General features: G+C 57.8%; 25 protein-coding genes. 15 read left to right on the top strand and 10 right to left on the bottom strand.

What is annotated here, in order from left to right; translation table 11 throughout:
- Nucleotides 1-29: 29 nt before the first annotated feature.
- From L6R44_RS15910 to L6R44_RS15895, 4 genes are all read right to left on the bottom strand, one after another.
- On the bottom strand, nucleotides 30-1,679 hold the full coding sequence (locus L6R44_RS15910) for an alpha,alpha-trehalase (RefSeq protein ID WP_237424741.1): 1,650 nt from the start codon (nucleotides 1,677-1,679) through the stop codon (nucleotides 30-32).
- Nucleotides 1,680-1,878: 199 nt separating this feature from the next.
- Complete coding sequence (locus tag L6R44_RS15905) at nucleotides 1,879-3,060, bottom strand: glycoside hydrolase family 5 protein (protein ID WP_237424740.1); 1,182 nt, start codon at nucleotides 3,058-3,060, stop codon at nucleotides 1,879-1,881.
- A gap of 135 nt (nucleotides 3,061-3,195) precedes the next feature.
- Complete coding sequence (gene gorA / locus L6R44_RS15900) at nucleotides 3,196-4,548, bottom strand: glutathione-disulfide reductase (RefSeq protein WP_237424739.1); 1,353 nt, start codon at nucleotides 4,546-4,548, stop codon at nucleotides 3,196-3,198.
- 71 nt (nucleotides 4,549-4,619) lie between these two features.
- The gene (locus L6R44_RS15895; RefSeq protein WP_047652937.1) at nucleotides 4,620-5,462 is read right to left on the bottom strand and encodes a 23S rRNA (adenine(2030)-N(6))-methyltransferase RlmJ; all 843 of its coding nucleotides are present in this window, start codon (nucleotides 5,460-5,462) and stop codon (nucleotides 4,620-4,622) included.
- Between the two features lie 207 nt (nucleotides 5,463-5,669).
- Here L6R44_RS15895 and prlC point away from each other — a divergent pair, with 207 nt between their 5' ends.
- Nucleotides 5,670-7,712: an oligopeptidase A gene (prlC, locus tag L6R44_RS15890; protein ID WP_237424738.1), complete on the top strand. Its 2,043-nt coding sequence runs from the start codon at nucleotides 5,670-5,672 to the stop codon at nucleotides 7,710-7,712.
- 7 nt (nucleotides 7,713-7,719) lie between these two features.
- A complete protein-coding gene (rsmJ, locus tag L6R44_RS15885) occupies nucleotides 7,720-8,484 on the top strand; it encodes a 16S rRNA (guanine(1516)-N(2))-methyltransferase RsmJ (RefSeq protein ID WP_237424737.1) in 765 nt (254 codons plus the stop codon).
- Nucleotides 8,485-8,552: 68 nt separating this feature from the next.
- Here the strand turns inward: rsmJ and uspA are convergent, their stop codons facing one another.
- Nucleotides 8,553-8,990 carry a universal stress protein UspA gene (gene uspA, locus L6R44_RS15880; RefSeq protein ID WP_003861223.1) on the bottom strand — a complete coding sequence of 146 codons (438 nt, stop codon included), beginning with the start codon at nucleotides 8,988-8,990 and terminating at the stop codon, nucleotides 8,553-8,555.
- Nucleotides 8,991-9,273: 283 nt separating this feature from the next.
- Between uspA and uspB the strand changes: the two genes are divergently transcribed.
- Complete coding sequence (uspB, locus tag L6R44_RS15875; protein WP_003861224.1) at nucleotides 9,274-9,609, top strand: universal stress protein UspB; 336 nt, start codon at nucleotides 9,274-9,276, stop codon at nucleotides 9,607-9,609.
- 54 nt (nucleotides 9,610-9,663) lie between these two features.
- Here uspB and pitA read toward each other — a convergent pair whose 3' ends face one another.
- Nucleotides 9,664-11,163 carry an inorganic phosphate transporter PitA gene (pitA, locus tag L6R44_RS15870; RefSeq protein ID WP_008503116.1) on the bottom strand — a complete coding sequence of 500 codons (1,500 nt, stop codon included), beginning with the start codon at nucleotides 11,161-11,163 and terminating at the stop codon, nucleotides 9,664-9,666.
- Between the two features lie 228 nt (nucleotides 11,164-11,391).
- Here pitA and L6R44_RS15865 point away from each other — a divergent pair, with 228 nt between their 5' ends.
- The 3 genes from L6R44_RS15865 (at nucleotide 11,392) to L6R44_RS15855 (ending at nucleotide 14,284) form a co-directional block, all read left to right on the top strand.
- Nucleotides 11,392-12,585, top strand: a complete 1,194-nt coding sequence (locus L6R44_RS15865) for an NAD(P)/FAD-dependent oxidoreductase (RefSeq protein WP_237424736.1) — start codon at nucleotides 11,392-11,394, stop codon at nucleotides 12,583-12,585.
- A gap of 108 nt (nucleotides 12,586-12,693) precedes the next feature.
- A complete protein-coding gene (locus tag L6R44_RS15860) occupies nucleotides 12,694-13,092 on the top strand; it encodes a potassium channel family protein (protein WP_032644611.1) in 399 nt (132 codons plus the stop codon).
- 166 nt (nucleotides 13,093-13,258) lie between these two features.
- Complete coding sequence (locus L6R44_RS15855; RefSeq protein ID WP_008503109.1) at nucleotides 13,259-14,284, top strand: TerC/Alx family metal homeostasis membrane protein; 1,026 nt, start codon at nucleotides 13,259-13,261, stop codon at nucleotides 14,282-14,284.
- A 60-nt stretch (nucleotides 14,285-14,344) separates the two neighbouring features.
- Here the strand turns inward: L6R44_RS15855 and L6R44_RS15850 are convergent, their stop codons facing one another.
- The gene (locus L6R44_RS15850; RefSeq protein ID WP_237424735.1) at nucleotides 14,345-15,007 is read right to left on the bottom strand and encodes an HAD family hydrolase; all 663 of its coding nucleotides are present in this window, start codon (nucleotides 15,005-15,007) and stop codon (nucleotides 14,345-14,347) included.
- Nucleotides 15,008-15,303: 296 nt separating this feature from the next.
- On the opposite strand from L6R44_RS15850, the gene L6R44_RS15845 reads away from it, so the two are divergent.
- Nucleotides 15,304-15,774 (top strand): NlpC/P60 family protein, encoded by a 471-nt coding sequence (locus L6R44_RS15845; protein WP_229267861.1) that lies wholly within the window; start codon nucleotides 15,304-15,306, stop codon nucleotides 15,772-15,774.
- Nucleotides 15,775-15,779: 5 nt separating this feature from the next.
- On the opposite strand, the gene L6R44_RS15840 is transcribed toward L6R44_RS15845, so the two are convergent.
- Nucleotides 15,780-16,574 carry an SDR family NAD(P)-dependent oxidoreductase gene (locus tag L6R44_RS15840; protein WP_032644609.1) on the bottom strand — a complete coding sequence of 265 codons (795 nt, stop codon included), beginning with the start codon at nucleotides 16,572-16,574 and terminating at the stop codon, nucleotides 15,780-15,782.
- Between the two features lie 32 nt (nucleotides 16,575-16,606).
- The gene (locus L6R44_RS15835; RefSeq protein WP_237424734.1) at nucleotides 16,607-17,488 is read right to left on the bottom strand and encodes a LysR family transcriptional regulator; all 882 of its coding nucleotides are present in this window, start codon (nucleotides 17,486-17,488) and stop codon (nucleotides 16,607-16,609) included.
- Nucleotides 17,489-17,587: 99 nt separating this feature from the next.
- Between L6R44_RS15835 and L6R44_RS15830 the strand changes: the two genes are divergently transcribed.
- From L6R44_RS15830 to arnF, 8 genes are all read left to right on the top strand, one after another.
- Complete coding sequence (locus L6R44_RS15830; RefSeq protein ID WP_032644607.1) at nucleotides 17,588-18,091, top strand: phenolic acid decarboxylase; 504 nt, start codon at nucleotides 17,588-17,590, stop codon at nucleotides 18,089-18,091.
- Between the two features lie 326 nt (nucleotides 18,092-18,417).
- Nucleotides 18,418-19,557 (top strand): UDP-4-amino-4-deoxy-L-arabinose aminotransferase, encoded by a 1,140-nt coding sequence (gene arnB / locus L6R44_RS15825; protein ID WP_237424733.1) that lies wholly within the window; start codon nucleotides 18,418-18,420, stop codon nucleotides 19,555-19,557.
- A gap of 1 nt (nucleotide 19,558) precedes the next feature.
- A complete protein-coding gene (gene arnC / locus L6R44_RS15820; protein WP_237424756.1) occupies nucleotides 19,559-20,542 on the top strand; it encodes an undecaprenyl-phosphate 4-deoxy-4-formamido-L-arabinose transferase in 984 nt (327 codons plus the stop codon).
- On the top strand, nucleotides 20,539-22,521 hold the full coding sequence (arnA, locus tag L6R44_RS15815; RefSeq protein ID WP_237424732.1) for a bifunctional UDP-4-amino-4-deoxy-L-arabinose formyltransferase/UDP-glucuronic acid oxidase ArnA: 1,983 nt from the start codon (nucleotides 20,539-20,541) through the stop codon (nucleotides 22,519-22,521). The genes arnC and arnA overlap by 4 nt, the downstream gene beginning before the upstream one ends.
- Nucleotides 22,518-23,420: a 4-deoxy-4-formamido-L-arabinose-phosphoundecaprenol deformylase gene (gene arnD / locus L6R44_RS15810; RefSeq protein ID WP_237424731.1), complete on the top strand. Its 903-nt coding sequence runs from the start codon at nucleotides 22,518-22,520 to the stop codon at nucleotides 23,418-23,420. Before arnA ends, arnD begins: the two co-directional genes overlap by 4 nt.
- A complete protein-coding gene (gene arnT / locus L6R44_RS15805) occupies nucleotides 23,417-25,072 on the top strand; it encodes a lipid IV(A) 4-amino-4-deoxy-L-arabinosyltransferase (RefSeq protein WP_237424730.1) in 1,656 nt (551 codons plus the stop codon). Before arnD ends, arnT begins: the two co-directional genes overlap by 4 nt.
- Nucleotides 25,069-25,407: a 4-amino-4-deoxy-L-arabinose-phosphoundecaprenol flippase subunit ArnE gene (arnE, locus tag L6R44_RS15800; RefSeq protein ID WP_077064399.1), complete on the top strand. Its 339-nt coding sequence runs from the start codon at nucleotides 25,069-25,071 to the stop codon at nucleotides 25,405-25,407. The genes arnT and arnE overlap by 4 nt, the downstream gene beginning before the upstream one ends.
- On the top strand, nucleotides 25,404-25,808 hold the full coding sequence (gene arnF / locus L6R44_RS15795) for a 4-amino-4-deoxy-L-arabinose-phosphoundecaprenol flippase subunit ArnF (protein WP_237424729.1): 405 nt from the start codon (nucleotides 25,404-25,406) through the stop codon (nucleotides 25,806-25,808). The genes arnE and arnF overlap by 4 nt, the downstream gene beginning before the upstream one ends.
- Here the strand turns inward: arnF and acpT are convergent.
- On the bottom strand, nucleotides 25,741-26,361 hold the full coding sequence (gene acpT, locus L6R44_RS15790) for a 4'-phosphopantetheinyl transferase AcpT (protein WP_032644599.1): 621 nt from the start codon (nucleotides 26,359-26,361) through the stop codon (nucleotides 25,741-25,743). The two genes, arnF and acpT, sit on opposite strands and share 68 nt — an antisense overlap.
- Nucleotides 26,362-26,411 lie beyond the last annotated feature (50 nt).

Raw genomic sequence — 26,411 nt, 5'->3', positions numbered from 1 at the left:
GGGGAGAGGGGGAAAAGACCGCACCCCACTTAAGGCTCCCCATACAACCCAATCAGCCGCCGCACCACGCCGTTGGTCCAGCCGAAGCCGTCCTGCAGCGGGTATTCACCCCCGCCCCCTTCGCGCGGCGTACTGCTGGCGATGTGGTACTTCTCAATCAGCTTGTGATGCTTCTGATAAAAATGGTTCACCGTATGCAGCCAGCTCCAGGCGATTTCATCTCCCAGCGAGTCGTTGCCGTACTGCTTAAACCCCTGGATCGCCATCCACTGCAGCGGCGCCCAGCCGTTGGGTTTATCCCACTGCTCGCCGGTTTCGTACTCGGTCGCCAGAATGCCGCCCGGGGTCAGAAGTCGCGCCTTGACCGCATCCGACAGGCGCTCGGCCTGCTCGTGGGTCGCCATACCGACATACAGCGGCACAATGCTGGCGGCCGAAAACAGCGCCAGCTCTTCGCGTCGCCAGTCGTAATCGCGGTAACACCCGCTCTCATCATCCCACAGATAGCGGTTTACCGCCGCGCGGCGATCGTTGGCCTTCTGGCGAAACGCCTCTGCCGTCTCTTTATCCCCTTTCGACGCGGAGATGTTGGCGATCGCGCTTTCCAGCTTGAACAGGAAGGCGTTCAGGTCAATAGGGATAAACTGGGTTGTACGAATGCTGGCGAGCCGCGACGGATCGCGCAGCCAGCGGGACGAGTAATCCCAGCCGGAAGCCGCCCCCGCGCGCAGGTCGCGATACACCTCGTTAGGCGGACGACCCGAGTGGCGGGCGGTTTCCACGTCCTCAATCCACGACTCATCGCGCGGGGTATCGCGGTCATCCCAGTAGCGGTTGAGCAATGAACCGTCCGGCATGCGCACCGCGCTGCGGTAGGCCTGGTTGAGCAGCAGCGACTCCGCGCCGTCCATCCAGAAGGCGTACTCCATTTTGAGGTGATCCAGATAGCGTTTCGCCCCGCGCACGCCGTCCTCCTCGAACAGCTCCACCATCAGCGCAAAGACCGGGGGCTGCGAGCGGCTGAGATAGTAGGTACGGTTGCCGTTGGGAATATGCCCGTAGCGTTCAATCAGCCAGGCGAAGTTGTCCGCCATACACTTGAGCAGATCGTTACGGCCGCTCTCCGCCAGCCCCAGCATGGAGAAATAGGAATCCCAGTAGTAGGTCTCGCTGAACCGTCCCCCGGGCACGATATAGGCCTGCGGCAGCGCCAGCAGGGAAGACCAGGGAATATGATCCTGCGGTTCGCGCGTCAGCACCGGCCACAGATTGTCAATGTGCTCCTTCAGGGAGAGTCCCGGGTCGGAGACATATTCTGTGCCGTAGGTTTCTGGCATCCAGAAGTGGTTGTCCACAAACTGGCGCAGGTCGAAATCCCGGTGGCGTCTGACCTTGCGGTAGCGGATCAGGATATCCAGCGGATCCATCTTCGGCGCGCAGTCGGGGAAGGTTTTACTGTCCGCAAACAGCCGTGACGACTGCACGTGTTCGAACAGTTCAAGGTAGCGGTCTGCGGGCGTCAACGCATCGGAGGCGGGTAGCCCCTCGATCATTTCGGGTTCCGGCTCCGCCTCAATCATTTCATCCAGTTTCAACTCGCAGGGATCGGTCTCGTAGCGCAGCTCTTCTGCAATCTCGAACTCGATGTTTTCGGTAGCCTGTAGTTTCTGGTTGAACATGGTGATAGGGACCTCCGGTTGTGTGTTCAAAAGACAGGTTTTTCCGGGCGTCTTATAAGCGTAGACATTCGCTTCGGTAGATGTGGAGGGATATGTGCGGTAGATCACTCTTTTCGGAGCATTCGTTTTGCAACGATTTATGTATGTTAACAGTAGCCTCGTCAAAAAAGACTACTGAACAAGAGGCCGGCTCCGCGTATCACCGGCCTTGTTTTAGCCGCTTTGCAATCGGTTCGAATTCCTCGGTGGAATGGCGCGGGAGGGTATCAGGCGCATTATCGTCGATGGCTTTCCAGTAGGCCCACGGCACCGGTTTTTTTCCCAGCTCATAGTCCATGGCGTCCCAGGCATCTTCACGAAAAGCATAGAATGCCCAGTGTGCACGATGCTTGTCGAGGACGGTCAGAACATCATTAAGCCACTGCTTACAGCCCGGCAGCGTGCGAACGCAGCCAAACTCTCCCGCGACAACCCGGTTGGCAGGAATGCCGTTCTGCTTCGCCCAGTCAAAGGGCGCGTTCATCCATTTTTCTATGGCCGCAGCGTCCCATTTCACCTTTTTACCGCCGAACGTGACCATGCCGGGATAGTCGAACGGCACCTTGCGGCGCGCATTTGGCGCGCTGGTGAAATCATAGGGCTCGTACATGTGGAAGCTGTACAGCACCCGCTTATCCTCAAGCGCGGACGGCCAGCCGGAAAAACCGCGCGCGGAGGCGTACCAGCCTCCATCGACCATAATCGGTGTGGTGGCATCGACCTCGCGGATAGCGGCGACGATCTGATTGTAGAGTGCGGGGAGGTTACGCGCCGTGCTTTGCTGCTGCTGATACCAGGCTTTTAACGCCTCAGGCGATGCCTGCTCGCTAATGTTGCCTCTTTTTTCGGGCGCGGGTTCATTGATCAGATTCCAGGCGGCGATGCCCGGTTCGTCCTTCAGGGCCTGGGCTAAATCACGCCAGAACCGGGCCGCTTCCTGCCAGTATTTTTTGTCCTGCCAGATGCGGTCGTCAAACTGATTATTGTTATTTTGCGCCCAGCGCATGCCCGGTAAAGAGAGGGGGGCAATGACGACCTGTAGCCCGGCCGCGTGTGCTTTTCTGATGGCGTCTTTGAGCGTCGCGAGGTCTGCGGCCTCGAGCCCGCGGTAGCCGTCGGCGTTGCCGAGAAGGAAATCTCTCCCGGCAGGCTTCCATTTGTCATAAGACAGGCGAACCCACGTCGCGCCATAGCCGCGCAGCGCGTCGTAGTATTCCTGCGTGGGCGGCAGGCGGTTAAAGCTGTTTCCACCGTGCTGAGGGGTATCCCAGAAGGCCATTTGGTCAGACGAGGAGGCGGCAAAGCAAAAAAGAAGCAGGGTCAACCCAATAAGCGCTTTCATCTCAATTCCTTTTTAGCGTGCTGATGGTTTTGTATTCACTGGGATGATGATGCTTTGCCTTTAAATTATCGAGCCATAAAAAAAACTGGCCCGCGAAGGCCAGTTTTTTATGACGTACTTTCCTGCGAAAAGCCCTTAACGCATGGTCACGAACTCTTCCGCCGCCGTTGGGTGGATGGCCACCGTGTTGTCGAAGTCTTTCTTGGTTGCGCCCATCTTCAGCGCCACGGCGAAGCCCTGCAGGATCTCGTCCATGCCGAAGCCGATGCCGTGGATACCGACAATCTTCTCGTCCGGGCCGACGCAGACCAGCTTCATGCGGCACGGCTGACGGTGAGAGGTGACGGCGGTGTACATCGCGGTGAACGCCGATTTATACACTTTCACCTGGTCGTCGCCATACTGCTCGCGCGCCTGCGGCTCGGTTAAGCCAACGGTGCCGATTGGCGGATGGCTGAAGACCACGGTCGGGATGTTGCTGTAGTCCAGATGTTCATCCGGCTTATTGTTAAACAGGCGTTCAGAGAGGCGACGACCCGCCGCAACGGCCACCGGGGTCAGCTCAACCGCGCCGGTGTTATCGCCGACTGCGTAAATGCCCGGAACGCTGGTGTTCTGGAACTTATCAACGATGATGTAGCCTTTTTCGTCGGTTTTCACGCCGGTGACGGCCAGGTTGAAGTTGTCGTTCGCCGGTTCACGGCCAATCGCCCAGATCAGGCAATCGACGGTCTGGCTACGGCCATCCTCCAGCTCCAGCGTCAGGCTGCCGTCCGCGTTTTTCACCACCGCTTTTGGCACGGCGTGGGTGTGCAGGGTCGGGCCTTCGGCGTTCATCACTTCAACCAGGGTGTCGACAATCAGCGGGTCAAAGCTGCGCAGCGGCGCGTGTTTACGCACGAACAGGTGCGCTTCCGCGCCCAGGCCGTTAATCACGCCCGCCAGCTCTACCGCGATATAGCCCGCGCCCACCACGGCAACGCGCTTGGGCAGGGCCGGCAGTTCAAAGAAACCGTCGGAATCAATGCCGTATTCCACGCCCGGGATGTTCGGGTGGCTCGGACGACCGCCGGTGGCGATCAGGATGTGATCGGCGGTGATCGTCTCACCGTTCACTTCGATCGTTTTCGCGTCCACAAAGCGGGCGAAGCCGCGGATCACGTCGACGTTGTTCTTGCCCAGCACGTTGTCGTAGGAGGTGTGAATACGGTCGATGTAGGCGGTACGGCTGGCGATCAGCTTGTCCCAGTCGAAGTGGTTAAGGGTGGTGTCAAAGCCGTAGTCCGGGCCATACATATGGATCGCTTCGCGGATTTGCGCCGCATGCCACATCACTTTCTTCGGTACACAACCCACGTTTACGCAGGTGCCGCCAAGTTCTTTGGCTTCAATCAGCGCGCACTTCTGGCCGTACATGGCCGCACGGTTGATGGAGGCGATGCCGCCGCTGCCGCCGCCGATTGCGATGTAGTCATAATGCTTAGTCATAGCTTTTGTCCTTAATCGTGAATTGCCGCGATTGTATACCTGAAATCAATAGTTTCCACCGATGGCTGCGATTACTCCGGCACAATCCAGCTGACGGTAGCGTGGCCCGTACCGGCCGGCACCAGCGTTTTGTGCAGCCACGGCAGCACGTTGTTCATCTGTGCTTCGAGCTTCCACGGTGGGTTAATGACGATCATGCCCGAGGCGGTCATGCCGCGCTGGTCGCTGTCCGGACGAACCGCCAGCTCGATCTGCAGGATTTTGCGGATGCCGGTGGCTTCCAGATCCTTGATCATGCGCTTGATTTGCGCACGCAGCACCACCGGATACCACAGGGCGTATGTCCCGGTGGCGAAGCGTTTGTAGCCTTCGTGGATGCCGGTCACCACCGCCTGATAGTCGGTTTTAATTTCGTAAGGCGGGTCGATCAGCACCAGGCCACGGCGGGAAACCGGCGGCAGCTTGGCCTTCAGCTGCTGGTAGCCGTCGGCTTTTTCCACGCGCGCGCGGCTGTCTTTCTGGAATTCAGACCGCAGCAGCGGGAAGTCGCTCGGATGCAGCTCGGTCAGCTGAATGCTGTCCTGTTCGCGCAGCAGCTGGCGGGCAATCAGCGGCGAGCCCGGATAATAGCGCAGCTGGCCGTTGCGGTTGAAGTGGTTCACCACGCCGATGTACGGCTCCAGCTCGGCAGGCAGGTCGTCCTGCTGCCAGATGCGGGCAATCCCTTCCAGATATTCACCTGTACGCTCGGCATGCTCGCCGCTCAGCTGATAACGGCCCGCGCCCGCGTGCGTGTCCAGATAGAGAAACGGCTTCTCTTTCTCTTTGAGCGATTCGATGATCAGGCTCTGAACGGTGTGTTTGAGGACGTCGGCATGGTTGCCAGCGTGGAAGCTGTGGCGATAACTGAGCATGGGTAATGATTTTCCGCTGAATTGACGATTTGCCACAGTTTACAGCAGAACGGCACAGATTACCCGTAGGCCCGGCAAGCGTCGCGCTACCGGGCGCTTTTCCCCGACGTCCGGCATTGAAATCCTCTACACTTAACCCCATTCTAGATCCCATATGCACAGCGCCGGATGCGCGCTTCATTCACCTATTTCAACAGGACAGCGCTTATGACCAATCCATTACTGACGCCTTTTTCGTTGCCGCCGTTTTCTAAAATCCTCCCCGAGCATGTGGTTCCAGCCGTGACGCAATCGCTGGACAACTGCCGCGCGGCGGTAGAAAGCGTGGTAGCGCAGGGCGCGCCGTACACCTGGGAAAATCTGTGTCAGCCGCTGGCCGAAGTGGACGACGTGCTGGGGCGTATCTTCTCCCCGGTGAGCCACCTGAACTCGGTAAAAAACAGCCCGGAACTGCGCGAAGCCTACGAACAGACCCTGCCGCTGCTCTCTGAGTACAGCACCTGGGTCGGCCAGCACGAAGGGCTCTACAAAGCCTACCGCGACCTGCGCGACGGCGACCACTACGCCGAGCTGAATACGGCGCAGAAAAAATCGGTCGATAACGCCCTGCGTGATTTCGAGCTGTCCGGTATTGGTCTGCCAAAAGAGAAGCAGACCCGCTACGGTGAAATTGCCGCGCGCCTGTCCGAGCTGGGGAACCAGTACAGCAACAACGTGCTCGACGCTACCATGGGCTGGACGAAGCTGATTACCGACGAAGCGGAGCTGGCGGGCATGCCGGAAAGCGCGCTGGCGGCAGCGAAAGCTCAGGCCGAAGCGAAAGAGCAGGACGGCTACCTGTTAACGCTGGATATCCCGAGCTATCTGCCGGTGATGACCTACTGCGACAACCAGGCCCTGCGCGAAGAGATGTACCGCGCCTACAGCACCCGCGCCTCCGATCAGGGGCCGAATGCCGGTAAGTGGGACAACAGCCCGGTGATGGCGGAAATCCTTGCCCTGCGCCACGAGCTGGCCCAGCTGCTGGGCTTTGAAAACTACGCCGACAAATCTCTCGCCACCAAAATGGCGGAAAACCCGCAGCAGGTACTCGACTTCCTGACCGATCTGGCGAAACGCGCCCGTCCTCAGGGTGAGAAAGAGCTGGCCCAGCTGCGCGCCTTTGCGAAAGCGGAGTTTGGCGTGGACGAGCTGCAGCCGTGGGATATTGCCTACTACAGCGAAAAACAGAAGCAGCATCTCTACAGCATCAGCGACGAGCAGCTGCGCCCGTATTTCCCGGAAAACAAAGCCGTTAACGGCCTGTTTGAAGTGGTGAAGCGCATCTACGGCATCACCGCGAAAGAGCGTACCGATATCGACGTCTGGCATCCGGACGTGCGCTTCTTCGAACTGTATGACGAGAAAAACGAGCTGCGCGGCAGCTTCTACCTCGATCTCTACGCGCGTGAGAACAAGCGCGGCGGGGCGTGGATGGACGACTGCGTGGGCCAGATGCGTAAAGCCGACGGTTCCCTGCAGAAGCCGGTTGCCTACCTGACCTGTAACTTTAACCGTCCGGTAAACGGCAAATCCGCGCTGTTCACCCACGACGAAGTGATTACCCTGTTCCACGAGTTTGGTCACGGCCTGCACCACATGCTGACCCGCATCGAAACCGCAGGCGTCGCCGGCATCAGCGGCGTGCCGTGGGATGCGGTCGAGCTGCCAAGCCAGTTTATGGAAAACTGGTGCTGGGAGCCGGACGCGCTGGCGTTTATCTCCGGCCACTATGAGACCGGTGAACCGCTGCCGAAAGAACTGCTGGATAAAATGCTGGCGGCGAAGAACTACCAGGCGGCGATGTTTATCCTGCGTCAGCTGGAGTTCGGCCTGTTCGACTTCCGCCTGCACGCCGAGTTCAGCCCGGAGCAGGGGGCGAAAATCCTTGAAACGCTGGCCGAAATTAAAAAGCAGGTTGCCGTGATCCCTGGGCCAACCTGGGGCCGCTTCCCGCATGCGTTCAGCCACATCTTCGCGGGCGGCTACGCGGCGGGTTACTACAGCTACCTGTGGGCCGACGTGCTGGCGGCAGATGCCTTCTCTCGCTTCGAAGAAGAGGGGATCTTCAACCGCGAAACCGGGCAGTCGTTCCTCGACAACATCCTGACCCGCGGCGGTTCCGAAGAGCCCATGGAGCTGTTCAAACGCTTCCGCGGCCGCGAGCCTCAGCTGGATGCGATGCTTGAGCATTACGGGATCAAAGGCTGATTGTTACGTGAAGATCTGCTTAGTGGATGAAACAGGCGCCGGAGACGGCGCCTTATCCGCTCTGGCCGCCCGCTGGGGGCTGGAGCACGATGATGAAAACCCGATGGCGCTGGTGATGACGCCAGAGCATCTTGAATTACGCAAGCGCGACGAGCCGAAGCTTGGCGGGATTTTCGTCGATTTTGTTGGCGGCGCGATGGCGCACCGGCGCAAGTTCGGCGGCGGTCGCGGCGAGGCGGTAGCCAAAGCGGTGGGCATTAAAGGGAGCTATCTTCCGGACGTGGTCGACGCCACGGCGGGGCTGGGGCGCGATGCCTTTGTGCTGGCATCTGTCGGCTGTCGCGTGCGGATGCTGGAGCGTAATCCGGTGGTGGCGGCCCTGCTCGACGACGGTCTGAACCGCGGTTACGCGGACCCGGAGATCGGGCCGTGGCTGCAGGAGCGGTTGCAGCTGATCCACGCGTCAAGCCTGACGGCGCTGACCGACATCACCCCGCGTCCGCAGGTGGTCTATCTCGACCCGATGTTCCCGCATAAGCAGAAAAGCGCGCTGGTGAAGAAAGAGATGCGGGTGTTTCAGTCGCTGGTGGGGGCGGATTTGGATGCCGATGGCCTGCTGGAGCCGGCTCGTCAGCTCGCGACGAAGCGGGTGGTGGTGAAGCGCCCTGACTACGCGCCGCCGCTGGCGGACGTGGCGACAACTAACGCGGTGACCACCAAAGGGCACCGGTTTGATATCTATATCCCCTCACCCCAACCCCTCTCCCCATAGGGGCGAGGGGCTCGATCGTTCCCTCTCCCCTATGGGGAGAGGGTTAGGGGGAGGGGAATTTAACGCACTTACTCGTCTTCTTCGTCACGCAGCGGAACAATCAGCATATCCACGTGAACGGTATTGATCAGCTGACGTGCGGAAGACATCAGCTTGCTCCAGAAGTCCTGGTGGTGACCGCACACGACCAGGTCCATATCGTATTTCTTGATTGCATCAACCAGCACCTGGCCGAGGTCGCCGCTGCCGCTCAGGGTCTCGGTAATCGGGTAGCCCGCGTTGGTGGAGAGTTCGCTCAGGGCGTGGTGCGTCTCTTCGGAGATACGCTTCTGCATATCGCCGAGATTCACGTCGATCAGACCGGTGTAGAGGTCGGAGTAATTCACATCAACGTGAATCAGAGAAACTTTCGCGTTGTAGGGACGTGCCATGGATACCGCTTTATCAACCAGCACTTTGCTCTCTGGTGAGAGGTCTACCGCGATGAGAATGTGTTTGTAAGCCATAGTGTTACTCCTTCCTTAAGTTATCGATGACTAAATGAGAATGCCGTCGTCTGATACTTTCATTACGGCCCAGTTAAACATATTTTTCAAGCTTTGGTGTTGATAACGATTAACCTTGTGGCAAAAAAATTAACGGATCTCCTACACTATTAAATGAGCCGTTCGGATATTAAAACGCGAACCGGATCGACTTTTGGTCATTCTTTCACTGAACTGTCTGTCAGGGCATTGGGGTGCGGTAGCTCAGAAGCCTTGCTTCGTGGGCGGACGCCGGGGAGGATGTATGATTAGCACCGTCGCATTGTTTTGGGCGTTATGCGTGGTTTGCATAGTGAATATGGCGCGCTACTTCTCATCGTTACGCGCGCTGTTAGTGGTACTTCGTGGTTGCGATCCGTTGCTTTATCAGTATGTGGACGGTGGAGGGTTCTTCACCTCGCATGGACAGCCCAGCAAACAGATGCGTCTGGTGGGATACATCTACTATCAGCGCTACCGCGATCATCACGATGAAGAGTTTATCCGTCGCTGCGAGCGCCTGCGTCGTCAGTTCATTTTGACCAGCGCCCTGTGCGGGCTGGTCGTGGTCAGTATGATTGCATTGATGATTTGGCACTGAGCATAAAAAAAGCGGGTCAGTTTCCTGACCCGCTTTTTTATCGCCATCAATCGATTAAATCAGCTTCAGCGAAATCCAGTACAGACCGCCAGACAGCAGGATAGAGGCCGGAAGGGTGAACACCCAGGCCATCAGAATGTTGGTTACGGTTTTGCGCTGCAGGCCGCCACCGTCAACAATCATGGTACCTGCCACAGACGAAGAAAGTACGTGGGTGGTTGAGACAGGCATACCGGTGTAGCTCGCCAGACCGATAGAAACCGCCGCCGTCATCTGCGCGGACATTCCCTGCGCATAGGTCATGCCTTTCTTACCGATCTTCTCGCCGATGGTGGTGGCCACGCGGCGCCAGCCAATCATCGTACCGATACCGAGCGCCAGCGCGACCGCCATGATGATCCAGATTGGCGCGTACTCAATGGTGTTGAGCATATCGCCTTTCAGTTTCTTCAGGAGACGCTGGTCGTCAGCATTCACGTCAGGCAGCTTCGCCACTTTATCCGTTACATCAGAGATGCACAGCATAATGCGACGCAGCTGACCACGCTGCTCAACGGTCAGTTTGTCATAGCTTTCGATATTGCCCAGCATGCCTTTCGCACGTTCCAGCGCGTTGATCGCGTTTGCCGGATGGCAGTGGAATTCGCCCGGCGCGGTGGTAGCACCGGCTTCCGGAGACGGGATCAGCTGGTCAACGCCGGTCGCTTTTTTCAGCAGCTCAGGGTGCTGCTGGAAATAGGTTTCAACGTTGTTGACCGCATCGCGGGTACGGGTGATTTCGTAGCCGGAGGCGTTCATGTTAACCACGAAGCCTGCCGGAGCAACGCCGATCAGTACCAGCATCACCAGACCAATGCCTTTCTGGCCATCGTTTGCGCCGTGTGAGAACGCCACGCCGATAGCGGAAATGATCAGGGCAATACGTGTCCAGAATGGCGGCTTTTTCTTGCCGTCTTTCTTTTCACGCTCTGCTGGCGTCAGGTGAATACGGGAGCGTTTTTTGGTATTGCTCCAGTAACGACGCAGGATGAAGATCAGCCCGCCGGCCACCACCAGACCCACGATAGGGGAGACGATGAGAGAGGCAAAGATCCCCAGTACTTTCGGGATGTTTAACGCATCAACAACCGATGTACCGGTCATCAGGGCGTTGGTTAACCCGATACCGATAATCGCGCCGATGAGGGTGTGAGAACTGGATGCAGGCAGGCCGAAATACCAGGTACCGAGGTTCCAGATAATTGCAGCAAGCAGCATTGAGAACACCATAGCGAGGCCATGGCCAGAACTAACGTTAAGCAGCAGATCCGTTGGCAGCATATGCACAATGGCATACGCAACGCTCAGTCCGCCCAGGAGGACACCAAAAAAGTTAAATACCGCCGCCATAACAACCGCAAGCTGCGATCGCATTGCGCGAGTGTAGATAACCGTCGCTACTGCGTTTGCAGTGTCGTGGAAGCCGTTGATCGCTTCGTAAAACAGTACAAAAACCAGAGCAAGCAATAATAAAAGCCCGGTATGTAAATCCAGGCCGGCAAACAAATGTAGCATAGGACGTTACGCCATTTTGAGGACATGAACGCGGCGCATTATCCAGGACAAATGCACGGCGGGCAAAGTGAAATATAGACTTTTTTTGACATACCACCTGCTTTGGGAAAAGTGCCCGAAAGGATATTCTCTAAATTTCAATGAAATGGCTTTGTAATATCTTTTTACGCTGGTGTGACCACAGAGGAAACTTTACAATCCGCGGCAGTGAACAAAGAGGGTTTTGACGTGGAAAGGTTTGATGCCGTAGTAATTGGCGCCGGTGCGGCGGGTATGTTTTGTGCGGCGATGGCCGGACAGGCGGGTCGTCGCGTGTTGCTGCTGGATAACGGTAAAAAGCCAGGCCGTAAGATCCTGATGTCCGGCGGCGGGCGCTGCAACTTTACTAATCTGTATGTTGAGCCCGCGGCCTATTTGAGCCAGAACCGTCATTTTTGTAAATCTGCGCTGGCGCGTTACACCCAGTGGGACTTTATCGATCTGGTGGGCAAGCACGGCATCGCGTGGCATGAAAAGACGCTGGGACAGCTGTTCTGCGACGACTCCGCGCAGCAGATTGTCGACATGCTGGTGGCCGAGTGCGAGAAGGGCGGGGTAGTGATGCGCCTGCGCACGGAGGTGCTGGAGGTCGCCCGCGACGAACAGGGCTACACGCTGCAGCTGAATGGTGAAACCGTCAGCGCCGATAGCCTGGTGATCGCCAGCGGCGGCCTCTCTATGCCGGGTCTGGGCGCTTCTCCGCTCGGCTACAAGATTGCCGAGCAGTTTGGCCTGAAAGTCTTGCCTACGCGCGCGGGCCTGGTGCCGTTCACGCTGCATAAACCGCTTCTGGAACAGCTTCAGACGCTGTCTGGCGTCTCCGTTCCCTCCGTCATTACCGCCGAAGACGGCACGGTGTTTCGCGAAAACCTGCTCTTTACCCACCGCGGCCTCTCCGGCCCGGCGGTACTGCAAATTTCCAGCTACTGGCAGCCCGGGGAGTTTGTCACGGTCAACCTGCTTCCCGATTGCGATCTGGATGCTTTCCTCAACGAGCAGCGCGCGGCGCACCCGAATCAGAGCCTGAAAAACACGCTGGCGATGCAGCTGCCGAAGCGTCTGGTGGAGTGTTTGCAGGGGCTGGGGCAGATCCCGGACGTGTCGCTTAAGCAGCTTAACAGCCGCGAGCAGGAGACGTTAGTGGATACGCTAACGAACTGGCGCGTTCAGCCAAACGGTACCGAGGGGTATCGCACGGCGGAAGTGACGCTGGGCGGTGTCGACACGAATGAGCTCTCCTCTCGCACGATGGAAGCGCGCAACGTACCGGGGCTCTACTTTATTGGCGAAGTGATGGATGTGACCGGCTGGCTTGGCGGGTACAACTTCCAGTGGGCGTGGGCGAGCGCCTGGGCGTGCGCGCAGGCGCTGGCAGAGAAATAATCACGCAGCGCAATTATTGCACCAACTTTTCCTCTCCGTTCAACTAAGCTTCGACCTGGTGCCCCGCCGCGTTTGCGGGGCCTTATTCCTTTTGGTCGAGCACGCGCCATGCAGCTACTCAGTATTATTATTTTGCTTACCCTCACCGTGGTGATCCATTCGCTGTGGATGTTTGGCGTTTTAAAATTCATTAAATTAGAAGTCGATTCTGCGGTACGCATTGTTCTACGCAATGTCGGTATCGTGATCTCGATGATTTTCGCCCATATCCTTGAAGCCGGACTGTTTGCTGCGTTTTATTTTGTCATCGACGCGTTTAATGACTGGAACACCAGCTTCTACTTTTCACTGGTGAGCTATGCCACGGTAGGGTACGGCGACGTCACGTTACCCCACGACTGGCGGCTCATCGGCGGAGTGGAAGGGCTGGTGGGCGCGTTGATGGTGGGCTGGTCCGTGGCGGTTCTGGTGGCGGTGCTGCAGCGTTTGCGCGGTATGAGCGCCTAAACGGCAGATGCACGATCCCCTTCTGGTAAGGTAAAGTACCCCTCGTTGCGCGGCCAGAGGGCTGCGATTTTGAGGGCGAAGAGGCTGATTAACGGCCCGCCCTTTTCTGTTTCTGGTTTTCGCCAGTTTGCATGGTGTTGTGTTTAGTCTGCCAAAAGGGTTTTGTATGTCTGCTGCTCATCTCGGTTTCCCGACGGAAACCGTTGTTGTCTTTGTGGTGATGGCCGTTGGGGCGATGTTTATCGACCTCTTTATGCACCGTCACGACAAGCCCATCTCGCTGAAAAGCGCCGCCATGTGGTCCCTGTTCTGGGTCATGATGGCGATGGCGTTCGCCGGGTTCCTGTATGTTCACCACGGTGCCGAGATGGCGAGCCTGTTCCTCACCGGCTATGCGCTGGAAGAGGTGCTCTCCGTCGATAACCTGTTTGTGATGATGGCGATCTTCGCCTGGTTCGGCGTGCCGGATAAGTACCGCCACCGCGTGCTCTACTGGGGCGTGCTGGGGGCGATTGTCTTCCGCGGCATCTTTGTGGCTATCGGCACCAGCCTGTTAAGCCTGGGGCCGTACGTTGAGGTAATTTTCGCGTTGGTCGTTGGCTGGACGGCGGTGATGATGCTCAGGCGCAATGAAGAGAGCGACGAAGTGGAAGATTACTCCGGTCATCTCGCCTATCGCCTGGTGAAGCGCTTCTATCCGGTCTGGCCGAAAATCAGCAGCAACGCCTTTATTCTGACGCAGAAAGAGGTGGATGCGGAGCTTGAGAAGCCTGAAAACCAGGACGTGATGGTTGGCCGCGTGAAGAAGGCGAAGCGCTATGCGACGCCGCTGCTGCTTTGCGTGGCCGTAGTCGAGCTCTCTGACGTGATGTTCGCGTTTGACTCCGTGCCGGCCATAATTGCCGTGAGCCGCGAGCCGCTGATTATCTACAGCGCCATGATGTTCGCCATTCTCGGCCTGCGTACGCTCTACTTCGTGCTGGAAGCGCTGAAGCAGTATCTGGTCCACCTCGAGAAAGCCGTGGTGCTGCTGCTGTTCTTCGTGGCATTCAAGCTGGGGCTAAATGCGACCGATCACTTTTGGCATCACGGTTACAGCATTGGCGCGACGGCCAGCCTGTTTGTGGTGTTGGGCGTGCTGGCGCTGGGGATTATTGCGAGCGTGATGTTCCCTGGGAAACGTGAGGCCTGATGCTTTGCCTTTCTCCCTCTCCCTGTGGGAGAGGGCTGGGGTGAGGGCACCGGACCGCACCTAACGCTTAATCGGTGAATTCCGGCGCTTGCGCGGGTGATGGAAGTGCCGCCAGTGCGGATCCTGCGCCGCCGCCAGCAGCTCGTGGTCGCCGCGGGTATCCCCCCAGGCGCGCAGGTGATAGGCGTTCAGGTCGCCATACACTTTTTCCAGCCTTGCCACCTTCTGGGCGCAGCGGCAGTTATTGCCCGTGATGCGCCCCGTCAGCTTGCCGTCTTTCACTTCCAGCTGCGTGCCAATCAGCTTAATGCCCAGTTTGTCCGCCCACGGCTGGAGCACCAGCGCCGGGGAGGCGGAACAGATGGTCACCTCCGCACCAGAATTCACCTCAGCCGCCACCGCCAGAACCCCTTCAGGGCGCATCAGCTTGTTCCAGTATTTTTCGCAAAAGGCTTCCGCCTGCTGGCGCAGCCAGTGCTCGTCCACGCCCGTCAGGAACGTTTTGATCAGCACTTCCTTCAACTCGTCGCGCGTCAGCTTGCGACGCACGCAGTGGAGCGTGGGCAGCGCCATACGCAACAGGCGGCCCGCGAAGTAACGTTTCCCGAAGGCAAAGCGCAGGAAAGGGATAAAGCTGTCGTGGTGCGTTAACGTCCCATCAAAGTCAAAGACAGAGAGCACGCTGGATTTTGCCACCGTCTCGTCGGCAATCATATTGGTCATAAATACGTCTTAGCTGAAATACACATTCTGCGGATCAGTTTACCTGCTTTAACTGGACAGTCCTTATAACACCACCATTTTTTTCTCGATCTTGCGATCTCAAAGTGAGTCCAATTTTGGTCTCGATAAAAATTGGTGAAAAAACGAACTGTCTATATTATCGCCACATCGCACGATATTTAGGGGAACCATTGGGCCCCACAGGTAAGGAAAAACTCACTCACTACTTCTTTCTTGATATGACTCTTAGATCGCTTTTTTCAATCCTCACGTTAAGTTTTGCATCGTTTTCTGCAATGAGTTTTCAACTTCCAGCGTCGATGTTATCGATGAACAGCGAGCTGGCAGTATCGCCGGCGAAATCAGCGCTGGTGCATCAGGAATCCGGCCCGCTGCGCTCGCGTATCCTCGATCAATACCAGAAGTGGAAAGGCACCCAGTACCAGTGGGGCGGAACCACGCATCGCGGGGTCGATTGCTCCGCGCTCATGCAGCACCTGTTCACCGATGCGGCGCACCTTAATTTGCCGCGCACGACGAGTGAACAGATCCATCGCGGCGTGCAGGTGGCGCAGTACCGTCTGAAGGCCGGCGATCTGGTCTTCTTCCAGACGGGCCCAAACCGCAAGCACGTCGGCGTTTATATAGGCAATAGCCAGTTTATTCACGCCTCAAGCAGCCAGGGAGTCACGGTCTCAACCCTGACTGATGATTACTGGCAAGCGCATTACATTACCGCCCGTCGGGTCGCGGGCAGCGCGGCCTGACAGCATCAGATGATGTCATCCACTACGCCACCGTCGACGCGCAGCGCTGCGCCCGAGGTGGCGGAGGCCTGCGGCGAACAGACATAAATCACCATATTGGCGACCTCTTCCACCGTGGCCGCGCGCTGGATAACCGAGCTGGGGCGGTTGGCCATCACAAACTCTTTCGCCAGCTGCTCCAGCGATTTGCCGGTTTTTTCGACTTCATCTTTCATCATCTCTGCGAAACCGTCAGACATCGTCGGGCCCGGCAATACGCTGTTGACCGTTACGCCGCTGCCGGCCACGAATTTCGCCAGGCCGCGCGCCAGCGAGAGCTGCGCTGTTTTGGTCACGCCGTAGTGGATCATGTCCGCCGGAATATTGCAGGCCGACTCGGAGGAGATAAACACCACGCGCCCCCAGCCTTTCTGCACCATGCCCGGCAGCAGGGCGCGGGAAAGACGCACGCCGGACATCACGTTGGTCTGCCAGTATCGTTCCCAGGTCTCATCGTCGGTGGCATAAAAATCCTGAGGACCGTAAATCCCGGCATTGTTAACCAGGATATCGACGTTATTCGCGACCTTCAGAAGCGACTCAACCCCTTCAGGGGTGCTGAGATCGGCAATCGCGGCCCGCACCTGCACGCCCGGCACCACCTGCTGTAGCTGCTGGATCCCTTTATTCACCGATTCCGTGCTGCGGCCATTGACGATCACTTCCGCACCGCTTTCTGCCAGCCCTCTGGCAATGGCGAACCCGATCCCGCCGGTTGAGGCGGTGACCAGCGCCACTTTCCCCGCAAAGTCGATTTTCATCATCTGCTCCTTATCGTTTTAACGTTCGAACCTTAAAGCGTAGCAGGTGAAGATGGCGGCTCCTGGCTAAAAAGGCGCAGCAGCGTCTCAACCTGCTCATCAAGCGGGGCGAGGGTACGCTTCACAATCAGATGGAGCGGCGTTGCCCTGCGTGCGCCGTGGCTCAGCGGCAGGCGTTTCAGTACGCCCTGATCCAGCAGCGTCTGGATGCGTTCCTCTGGCAGCCAGCCGTAGCCGACCTGAGAGACAACGGCCTCGATGGCGGCGTCGATGGTGGAGAAGGTCCACGACTCGCCGGCCGCAGGCGCGGCGGGCTGGCTGTCCGCAATCTGGATGAGCGGCCACGGGCTAAGCATCTCATCATTTAGCGGCGCGTCGAGATGAAAAAGGGGATGCTGGTGATGGGCCACGGCAACAAAGTCGATATTCATCAGCCATTCGCCAAGCCCGGTCATGTCCTGGCGGCGGGTTAGTATCATCACGTCCGCTTCGACGTTCAGGGTGTCCACGCGGCTATTTTCCAGCACCTCGGTGAGATGCACCTGGGTTTGCGGATACCGCTGCTGGAATTGTCTTAAAATCGCAAACAGCCTGCGGCGGGGAAAAATACTGTCTACGATCAGATCGATTCGGGTTCGCATGCCGCTGCGCAGCGTCGCGGCGCGCGTCTCAACGTAAGAGAACGCCTTAAGCAGCGGTTTCACCTGATTCAGCAAGAATTCTCCTGCGGGCGTGAGGACGGCCCGTCTCCCTTCCACCACCAGCAGCGCAACGCCCAGGCGCTCCTGCAGCAAAGAGAGGTTGTAACTGACGGAAGACTGGCTGCGGTGTGTCTGTTCTGCCGCTTTGGCAAAACTGCCGGCTTCGACCACTTTTTCCAGGAGTGACCACTGTTCAAGGGTTGTTTTGTGCATAACCTATCTAATTTTTGAATTAATTTGATTCAAACATAGCGTTATTAATTCATTTTTTGAAGGGGTACGATACGTTCATCAAAACAAAGGAGACATATTATGAGCAACTTCGACAAACATGACTTAAGCGGCTTCGTCGGCAAACATCTGGTATATACCTACGATAACGGCTGGAACTACGAAATTTACGTCAAAAATGAAAACACCCTCGACTACCGTATTCACAGCGGCCTGGTCGGAAACCGTTGGGTGAAAGATCAGCAGGCATACATCGTTCGCGTTGGGGAGAGCATCTATAAAATCTCCTGGACCGAGCCAACCGGTACCGACGTGAGCCTGATTGTGAACCTGGGCGACAAACTGTTCCACGGCACCATCTTCTTCCCGCGCTGGGTCATGAACAATCCGGAGAAAACCGTCTGCTTCCAGAACGATCATATTCCGCTGATGAACAGCTATCGCGATGCAGGCCCGGCGTATCCAACGGAAGTGATTGATGAATTTGCCACCATCACCTTTGTACGCGACTGCGGTGCAAATGACGAAAGCGTAATCGCCTGCGCGGCCAGTGAATTACCGAAAAACTTTCCAGATAACCTGTAATAAGCGCGACAATTAACTAAAAACAAAAGTTCCCGGCTATTTCATATTATTTTGAAATAGCCGGGATTTTTTTTGTTTGTTGAGGGTTGGTTTAAATGAATTCATTTCAAAATGTTGCTGAAGATCACACTAAAAATATTTAATATTAATTTAACTTGTTGTTTTTAAACTATCTGCTAGTTGTCTTATAACGTTGCAAACGTTGTCTTAATTTTTCCCTAAGGAAAGAGAGCTACTTTGATATGAGTTTATGGTTCGTTGAAATAATCGAACTGTCATTTGGTTAATATCAAAAACGTGCCATTTTTATTGCAAGGAAATTAATAATGAGTGATTTTCTGCCTTTTTCGCGGCCGTCGATGGGCGCTGAGGAAATTGCGGCGCTTCAGGACGTTTTGATGTCGGGCTGGATCACCACTGGGCCTAAGAATCAGGAACTCGAAGAGGCATTCTGTCAGCTTACCGGGAATCAGCATGCGATTGCCGTCTGTTCCGCCACCGCAGGCATGCACGTCACGCTGATGGCGCTGGATATTGGCCCGGGCGATGAAGTCATTACGCCTTCCCAGACCTGGGTCTCCACCCTGAATATGATCGTGTTGCTGGGCGCCACGCCGGTCATGATTGATGTGGACAAAGACACGTTGATGGTGACCCCAGAAGCCGTTGAAGCCGCCATTACCCCGCGTACCAAAGCCATTATCCCCGTACATTATGCCGGCGCGCCGTGTGACATCGACGCTATTCATGCCATTGGTGAACGTCACGGTATTCCGGTGATTGAAGATGCGGCCCACGCCGCGGGAACGTACTACAAGAACCGCCATGTGGGCTGGAAAGGGACGGCGATTTTCTCCTTCCACGCCATTAAAAATATGACCTGCGCGGAAGGCGGCCTGGTGGTCACCGATAACGCCCGGCTGGCGCAGCGGATCCGCAGTCTGAAATTCCATGGCCTGGGGGTAGACGCCTATGACCGCCAGACGCACGGGCGTGCGCCGCAGGCGGAAGTCATTACTCCCGGTTATAAATACAACCTGGCAGATATCAACGCCGCGCTGGCGCTGGTGCAGTTAGGCAAACTGAAAGAGGCCAACAGGCGCCGTGAGGAAATAGCACAACGCTATTTGCGTGAGCTTGCCGATACGCCGTTCCAGCCGCTGACCATTCCGTCATGGCCGCACGTGCACGCCTGGCACCTGTTTATTATTCGCGTTGACGAAGCGCGCTGCGGGATCTCACGCGACAACCTGATGGCGGCGCTGAAGGAGAAAGGCATCGGTACCGGTCTCCACTTCCGCGCGGCCCACACCCAAAAATACTACCGCGAGCGTTTTCCTGATGTATCGCTCCCGAATTCTGAATGGAATAGCGCGCGTATTTGTTCTCTCCCTCTTTTCCCGGACATGACTCATGACGACACAACCCGCGTCATTACCGCACTCCATCAGCTTGCAGGACATTGATATGTTCAGTGCACCGCCTGTACAAAAAGTATCCGTGGTCATCCCGGTTTATAACGAGCAGGAGAGCCTGCCCGAACTGATCCGCCGCACAACGGCCGCCTGCGACACGATGGGCAAGGCTTACGAAATTCTGCTGGTGGACGATGGCAGTAGCGATAATTCCGCGCTGATGCTGACCGAGGCCGCGCAGACCGAAGGCAGCCACATTGTTGCCGTGCTGCTCAACCGCAACTACGGCCAGCACTCGGCAATCATGGCGGGGTTCAGCCACGTCACGGGCGATCTCATCATCACCCTGGACGCTGACCTGCAAAACCCGCCGGAAGAGATCCCGCGCCTGGTGGCCAAAGCCGACGAAGGCTACGACGTGGTCGGCACGGTCCGTCAGAACCGTCAGGACAGCCTGTTCCGCAAGCTGGCCTCGCGTACCATCAACCGTCTTATCCAGCGCACGACCGGTAAAGCGATGGGCGACTACGGCTGCATGCTGCGCGCCTACCGCCGCCATATTGTCGACGCCATGCTCCATTGCCACGAGCGCAGCACCTTCATTCCGATTCTGGCGAATACCTTTGCCCGTAAGGCAACGGAAATTCCGGTTCTGCACGCCGAGCGCGAGCACGGGGAATCGAAGTACAGCTTTATGCGTCTCATCAACCTGATGTATGACCTCATCACCTGCCTGACCACCACGCCGCTGCGTCTGCTGAGCGTTTTCGGCAGCATCATTGCGCTGGCGGGCTTTGCGATTTCTGTCCTGCTGGTGGTACTGCGCCTGGTCTTTGGCCCGCAGTGGGCGGCGGAAGGGGTCTTCATGCTCTTTGCCGTGCTGTTTATGTTCATCGGCGCCCAGTTTGTCGGGATGGGCCTTCTCGGTGAATACATTGGCCGTATCTATAACGACGTTCGCGCGCGTCCGCGCTACTTTATTCAACGTGTTGTCCGTCAGGAACACAAAGCATCTCAAGAGGAAATTCACCCATGAAAGCTGTTGTATTTGCGTATCACGATATGGGGTGCACGGGCACGCTGGCCCTGCTGGAAGCGGGCTATGACATTGCGGCAATCTTTACCCATCCGGACACGGCTGGAGAGAATAACTTTTTCGGCTCCGTGGCGCGTATCGCCGCCGAGCGCGGGATCCCGGTCTATGCGCCGGACGACGTTAACCACCCGCTGTGGGTAGATCGCATTCGCGCCCTCGCGCCTGACGTGATTTTCTCGTTCTACTATCGCAACCTGCTTTCCGATGAGATCTTAGGTCTGGCCGCAAAAGGCGCCTTTAATCTCCATGGCTCTCTGCTGCCAGCCTACCGTGGCCGCGCCCCGCTGAACTGGGTGCTGGTGAACGGTGAAACGGAAACCGGCGTGACGCTGCACCGCATGGTGCATCGTGCGGATGCGGGCGCTATCGTGGCACAGCAGAAGGTCGCTATTGATGCGGACGAGACCGCGCTGCAGCTGCATCAGAAGCTGAACGCGACGGCACAGACGCTGCTGCGTGATGCCCTTCCCGCCATCCTCAGCGGCACCTTCAGCGAGACCGCGCAGGACGAGAGCAAGGCAAGCAGCTTTGGTCGCCGCACGCCGGAAGATGGTCGTCTGGACTGGAACAAACCGGCTCGCCAGCTGCACAACCTGGTGCGCGCCGTGACCGACCCGTGGCCGGGCGCGTATAGCTTTGCGGGCGTAAGCAAATTTATCGTCTGGAAATCCCGCGTGCGTGACGACATTCCTGCCGCGAAGCCGGGCACCGTCGTCTCCGTCTCCCCGCTGGTAGTGAGCTGCGGCGAGCAGGCGCTGGAGATCGTTACCGGACAAACCGACAACGGTCTGTACGTTCAGGGCACACAGCTGGCGCAGTCTCTGGGCCTGGTGGCCGGGGCGCTGATCACCAGCGCACCGGTGGTTGCCATCAAACGCCGCACCCGCGTGCTGATCCTCGGCGTGAACGGCTTTATCGGTAACCACCTGACCGAACGTCTGCTTAAGGACGATAACTACGAGATTTACGGTCTGGATATCGGCTCCGATGCCATCAGCCGCTTCCTCGACAACCCGCGCTTCCACTTCGTGGAAGGGGACATCAGCATCCATTCCGAGTGGATTGAATACCACATTAAGAAATGCGACGTGGTGCTGCCGCTGGTCGCCATTGCCACGCCAATCGAGTACACCCGTAACCCGCTGCGCGTGTTCGAGCTGGACTTCGAAGAGAACCTGAAGATCATCCGCGACTGCGTGAAATACGACAAGCGCATCATCTTCCCGTCCACCTCTGAAGTGTACGGCATGTGTACCGATAAGAACTTCGATGAAGACACCTCCAACCTGGTGGTCGGGCCGATCAACAAACAGCGCTGGATTTACTCCGTTTCCAAACAGCTGCTGGACCGCGTGATTTGGGCCTACGGTGAGAAAGAGGGCCTGCGCTTTACCCTGTTCCGTCCGTTCAACTGGATGGGCCCGCGTCTGGATAACCTGAACGCGGCGCGTATCGGCAGCTCCCGTGCGATCACCCAGCTGATCCTGAACCTGGTCGAAGGCTCGCCGATTAAGCTTATCGAAGGCGGCAAGCAGAAGCGCTGCTTCACCGATATCAGCGACGGTATCGAAGCGCTGTTCCGCATCATCGAAAACAAGGATAACCGCTGCAACGGTCAAATCATCAACATCGGCAACCCGGACAATGAAGCGAGCATTCGCGAGCTGGCCGAGATGCTGCTGGCCAGCTTTGAGCGCCATCCGCTGCGCGATAAGTTCCCGCCGTTTGCCGGTTTCCGCGAAGTGGAAAGCAGCAGCTACTACGGTAAAGGCTATCAGGACGTTGAGCACCGTAAGCCAAGCATTCGCAACGCGAAGCGCTGCCTGAACTGGACGCCGACGGTGAAGATGGAGCTGACCATTGATGAGACGCTCGATTTCTTCCTGCGCACCGTGGAGCTGTCGGAACAGGCCTCATGAAAAAAGTCGGTTTACGCATTGATGTCGATACCTTCAGGGGAACGCGTGACGGCGTACCCAAACTGCTGGAACTGCTGAACAAGCACGGCGTGCGTTCAAGCATTTTCTTCAGCGTGGGGCCTGACAACATGGGACGCCATTTATGGCGTCTGGTTAAACCGGCATTTCTGTTCAAAATGCTGCGCTCGCGCGCAGCATCCCTCTACGGCTGGGATATTCTGCTGGCCGGCACCGCCTGGCCCGGCAGACGCATCGGCGCGGGTAATGAAGCCGTTATCCGTGAGGCGGCGCAGCATCATGAGGTGGGTCTGCACGCCTGGGATCACCATGCCTGGCAGGCCTGGGCGGGCGTCTGGGATATCCCGCGCCTGTCCCGCGAGGTTGAGCGTGGGATGCTGGAGCTGGAGGCCATTATCGGCCAGCCCGTGCGCTGTTCCGCCGTGGCGGGATGGCGCGCGGATCAGCGCGTCGTGAAGGCCAAAGAGGCCTTCGCGTTTCGCTACAACAGCGATTGCCGCGGAACCGAACCCTTTTTGCCGCTGTTAGGCGAAAATCGCTACGGTACGGTGCAAATTCCGGTCACGCTTCCCACCTGGGATGAAGTGGTCGGGCGCGAGGTGAAGGCTGATGAGTTCAATCGCTTCATTCTGGACCGCATTCATCGTGACGCCGGTACGCCGGTGTATACGATCCATGCCGAAGTGGAGGGGATTGCGTATCAGCATGATTTCGACGAGCTGCTGACGATAGCCGCTCAGGAGGGCATTGAATTCTGCCCGTTGAGCGAGCTGCTGCCAAACGACCTCAGCACTCTGCCCGTGGGCAAAGTTGTGCGTAATGAAATGGCTGGCCGGGAAGGCTGGCTTGGCTATCAACAAACCGTGAGTCCGGTCCCATGAAAACAGCCCGTTATGGCTTAGCGCTTCTCGCACTGTTTATCGTTTACTACCTCATTCCTGTCGATGTCCGCCTGCTTTGGCAGCCTGATGAAACCCGCTATGCGGAAATCAGCCGCGAAATGCTGGCCTCCGGAGACTGGATTGTCCCGCATTTTCTGGGGCTGCGTTACTTTGAAAAACCGATAGCCGGCTACTGGATCAACAGCATCGGGCAGATGCTGTTCGGGCACACGAATCTTGCCGTGCGCGCCGGGTCCATTTTCTCCACCGGGGTCGCGGCGCTGCTGGTGATCTGGATGGCCTGGCGTCTCTGGCGGGATAAGCGGGTAGCCATTTTCTCCGGTCTTATCTTCCTGACGCTGTTCCTGGTGTATGGCATCGGCACGTATGCGGTGCTGGATCCTATCATCACCCTGTGGCTGGTGGCGGCGATGTGCAGCTTCTGGCTGGCCTCACAGGCGCAAACCGTGGCCGGAAAAGCGGGTGGCTATGTGCTGCTCGGGCTGGCCTGCGGAATGGGGGTGATGACCAAAGGCTTCCTGGCGCTGGCGGTACCGGTAATTGGCGTGCTGCCGTGGGTCATCGCCCAGAAGCGCTGGAAAGAGGTGCTGATTTTTGGCTGGCTCGCGATCCTGAGCTGCGTGCTGATTGTTCTGCCGTGGGGGCTGGCCATTGCGCAGCGTGAGCCTGACTTCTGGCGCTACTTCTTCTGGGTTGAGCATATTCAGCGTTTCGCCCAGAGCGACGCGCAGCACAAGGCCCCGTTCTGGTACTACGTGCCGTTCCTGATTGCGGGCAGCCTGCCGTGGCTGGCGCTGCTGCCCGGCGCGATTCGTCTGGGCTGGAATGACAGACAAAGCGCGGGGGGCGGGTTCTATCTGCTGGGATGGGTGGTGATGCCGCTGCTGTTCTTCAGCATCGCTAAGGGCAAGCTGCCGACCTATATCCTGCCGTGCTTTGCCCCGCTGGCTATCCTGATGGCGCGCTATGCCTGCCTCGCGGCGGAAAAAGGCGCCAGAGCGTTACGCATTAACGGCGGGATTAACCTGGCGTTTGGCGCTATCGGCGTGGTGGCGGCGCTGGTGGTCTCGCCGTGGGGATTGTCTAAGCATCCCGTCTGGACCTCGGTGGAACTGTATAAAGTGTTCTGCGCGGTGGTCGCGTTCCTCGTCTGGGCGGCGGTAGGCTGGTTTACGCTCAGGCAGAGCCATCAGCGCTGGTGGCTGGCGGCGCTGTGTCCTGCGGGCCTGGCGTTGCTGATTGGTTTTGCCATTCCTAACCTGGTGGTGGATTCCAAACAGCCGCAGTCGCTGGTCGACACCGTGCGCGAGCCGCTGCAGGACAGCCGGTTTGTGCTGGCCAATAACGTGGGCGTGGCCGCAGGCCTGGCGTGGGAGCTGAAGCGCAATGACATCATGATGTTCGATCAGAGCGGCGAACTGCGCTACGGGCTGGATTATCCCGATGCGAAAGATCGTTATGTTGATAAAGATGACTTCGCGCAGTGGCTGGCGGCGCATCGCCAGCAGGGGCGCATATCGCTGGTGATTCTATTGTCAAAACACGACGATATCGCGCGCGAAAATCTGCCAGAGCCGGACAGCGTCTATATCCAGGGTCGTCTGGCCTACCTGCAGTATCTGCCGAAGTGATGACCTGGATCTGGCTGGTACTCGCAAGCCTGCTCACCTGCGCGGGGCAGCTGTGCCAGAAGCAGGCTACCCGTCCGGCGAAAGCCGGGCGGCGCGGCGTGCATATCGCGCTGTGGCTTGGCCTGGCGCTGCTGGCGCTGGGCTGCGGCATGCTGGTCTGGCTGGTGGTGCTGCAACGCCTGCCCGTCGGCATTGCTTACCCCATGCTGAGCCTGAATTTTGTCTGGGTGACGCTGGCGGCGAAGGTATTCTGGCGTGAAAACGTCGCGTCGCATCACTGGCTGGGGGTCGGGTTGATCATCATTGGGATTGTTGTTCTGGGAGGGAGCCTGTGAAAGGGGTATTCTGGGCGTTATGCAGCGTGCTGTTAGTCAGCGCGGCGCAGCTGTTGCTGCGCTATGCCATGCAGGCACTGCCGCCCGTCAGCGATGTTCTGGCGCTTATTTCCGCGCTGTGGCACTTCTCATCCGGCACCGGCGCGCTGCTGCTGGGGTTGATGGGGTATGTGGCCTCCATGGGCTGCTGGTATCTGGCGCTGCACCGCATGGCGCTCAGCAAAGCGTATGCCTTGCTGAGCCTCAGCTACATCCTGGTGTGGGGTGCCGCGATCCTGCTGCCGGGCTGGGAGGAGCGCTTCTCATGGCACGGGCTGGTGGGGGTCGGATTTATTATTCTGGGCGTGTTGACGATTTTTCGACCAGCACGTCGTCAGCAGAGTGGATCAGCCCGGCGCTGAGCTCGAAGGGCGTCGCGGTACAGACCGCCAGACTCAGCGAGTCTATTCGGCAGTGGCTGACCGAGTGAAACGCGCTGGCGGTACTGTCAATGCTCACCATTTGCCAGGCGTGGCCGCCGCACTGCTTAACGATCGCTTCCTTCCGCGTCCAGATGCGCCAGAATGCCGTAAGCTGGCGCTCTGGCGTTTCCTTTTCCAGCTCTTCATGCTCGCCGCCGCTGAAGACGGCATTGGCGAGCGTGTGCCAGTTATCCTGCGGGCGAATACGCTCCAGGGAACAGCCCACGTTACCTTCGTCACTGATAATTAACGCAATGTCATCATCCGAGTGGCTAAGGCTAAACCACAGCGGATAGTCGCCGGCAAAAAGGGGCTTCCCCTGTTCGTTGTGGATAATCTCCGGGAGCGACGCCGGGGCCAGCAGACGCGAAAGCAACCCGCGTCCCGCCAGCCAGCGCGCGCGCTGATTGCCTTCCGGCGCGTGTCGGGAAAGCGCTTCAGCCCAGCGGCTGGCGCTCAGCGAGGAGATTTTTCCCAGAAAAACCTGGTACATATAACGTCTGGCCCTTCAGTCAAAACAGCGCGTCGCAAAGTTGCGCAGCG

It is taken from the genome of Enterobacter cloacae complex sp. ECC445 (assembly GCF_021892025.1).
Classification (GTDB): domain Bacteria; phylum Pseudomonadota; class Gammaproteobacteria; order Enterobacterales; family Enterobacteriaceae; genus Enterobacter; species Enterobacter chengduensis.
Note: the sequence above shows the minus strand (reverse complement) of the source record. Positions and strands in the feature narration are given on the sequence as shown.